We start from the raw sequence: 2,485 nt of genomic DNA on the forward strand, positions 1-2,485 counted from the left end.
GAACGTACTGAAGAAGGCAGCCGAATAAGTTTGGGAAACTTATCCATAGAGCGTGAGAGACGCGTAGGCGAAACCGGAAGCAGACAAGGCTGCACCAGAGTACCACGGGACACGGGAAACCCTGTGGGAAGCCGGAGGGACCACCCTCCAAGCCTAAATACTCTCAGTGACCGATAGCGCATAGTACTGTGAAGGAAAGGTGAAAAGAACCCCGGGAGGGGAGTGAAAGAGAACCTGAAACCCTGTGTCTTCAAACTGTTGGACACCGATACATGACCGGTGGACAGCGTACTTTTTGTAGAACGGTCCGGCGAGTTGCCGGTGCTGGCGAGGTTAAGGACTGAAGGTCCGGAGCCGAAGGGAAACCAAGTCTTAAGAGGGCGGTATGAGTCAGTACAGGCAGACCCGAAACCGGGTGATCTACCCATGACCAGGCTGAAGCTGGCGTAAGAGCCAGTGGAGGGCCGAACGCACATCTGTTGAAAAAGGTGGCGATGAGTTGTGGGTAGGGGAGAAATTCCAATCGAACCCGGAGATAGCTGGTTCTCCTCGAAACAGCTTTAGGGCTGGCCTCGTTCGAGATCCGTGGAGGTAGAGCACTGAATTTGCAAGGGGGCGTCAAAGCTTACCAAGCGATATCAAACTCCGAATGCCACGTGACCGATGGACGGGAGTCAGACTGCACGAGATAAGTTGGGCAGTCAAAAGGGAAAGAGCCCAGACCCGCGGCTAAGGTCCCAAAGTGTGTGTTAAGTGGTAAAGGATGTGGGATCTCCAAGACAACCAGGATGTTGGCTCAGAAGCAGCCACACATTTAAAGAGTGCGTAATAGCTCACTGGTCGAGAGGTCCTGCGCCGAAAATGTCCGGGGCTGAAACACAACACCGAAGCCTGGGAATGTATTTATACATTGGTAGAGGAGCATTGCATACCTGGCGAAGCAGTACCGTAAGGAGCTGTGGAGGGTATGGAAGAGAGAATGCCGGAATGAGTAGCGAGAGAGAGGTGGGAATCCTCTCGGCCGAATATCCAAGGTTTCCAGGGTAAAGCTGATCTTCCCTGGGTAAGTCGGGGCCTAAGGCGAGGACGAGAGTCGTAGCCGATGGACAGCAGGTTGAGATTCCTGCACTATGATATGACAGAACTGTGGGGACGTATGTGGAGAGCCGGGGCGCGGAATGGAAAGCCGCGTGCAAGCGAAGAGGTGTGTGGCAGGCAAATCCGCCGCATAAGCCAGAGCCGTGATGCGGACCGAAATAAAGTAGGGAAGCCGGTGAGCCATGTACCGAGAAAAGCCGCTATTGTTCATATGATACCCGTACCGTAAACCGACACAGGTGGGTGAGGAGAGAATCCTAAGGCCGACGGAAGAAGCATTGTTAAGGAACTCGGCAAAACAGCCCCGTAACTTCGGGAGAAGGGGTGCCCTTGAAAGAGGGCCGCAGTGAACAGGCTCAAGCAACTGTTTAGCAAAAACACAGGTCTATGCGAAACCGAAAGGTGAGGTATATGGGCTGACGCCTGCCCGGTGCTGGAAGGTTACGAGGAGGGGTTAACAGAAATGTGAAGCTCTGAATCCAAGCCCCAGTAAACGGCGGCCGTAACTATAACGGTCCTAAGGTAGCGAAATTCCTTGTCGGGTAAGTTCCGACCCGCACGAAAGGCGTAATGATTTGAGCACTGTCTCGACAATGCATCCGGTGAAATTGAAGTACCAGTGAAGATGCTGGTTACCCGCGCCAGGACGGAAAGACCCCATGGAGCTTTACTCCAGTTTGATACTGGGGTCTGGTAATGCATGTACAGGATAGGTGGGAGGCTTTGAAGGAAGTACGCCAGTATTTCCGGAGCCGCTGTTGGGATACCACCCTTGCGTTACCGGGCTTCTAACCTGCGCCCGTTACCCGGGCGGGGGACAATGTCAGACGGGGAGTTTGACTGGGGCGGTCGCCTCCGAAAGCGTATCGGAGGCGCCCAAAGGTTCCCTCAGGATGGTTGGAAACCATCCAAAGAGTGCAAAGGCAGAAGGGAGCCTGACTGCGACAGCGACGGTTGGAGCAGGTACGAAAGTAGGGCTTAGTGATCCGGTGGTATTAAGTGGGAATGCCATCGCTCAACGGATAAAAGCTACCCTGGGGATAACAGGCTTATCACTCCCAAGAGTTCACATCGACGGAGTGGTTTGGCACCTCGATGTCGGCTCATCGCATCCTGGGGCTGTAGTAGGTCCCAAGGGTTGGGCTGTTCGCCCATTAAAGCGGTACGCGAGCTGGGTTCAGAACGTCGTGAGACAGTTCGGTCCCTATCCGGCGTGGGCGGAGGAGTTTTGAAAGGAGCTGTCCTTAGTACGAGAGGACCGGGATGGACAGACCACTGGTGTACCGGTTAGACCGCCAGGTCTATGGCCGGGTAGCCAAGTCTGGAAGGGATAAACGCTGAAGGCATCTAAGCGTGAAGCCCCCCTTAAGATGAGAACTCCCATTCG

1 rRNA gene is annotated in these 2,485 nt (G+C 54.4%); it reads left to right on the forward strand.

Features of this window, described 5'->3' with window-relative positions:
* Window positions 1–2,485: ribosomal RNA gene (locus ACTNDI_RS13930) — 23S ribosomal RNA — on the forward strand; the annotation flags it as partial.

The sequence above is a fragment of the Bilifractor sp. HCP3S3_D3 genome (assembly GCF_052063915.1).
Classification (GTDB): domain Bacteria; phylum Bacillota; class Clostridia; order Lachnospirales; family Lachnospiraceae; genus Bilifractor.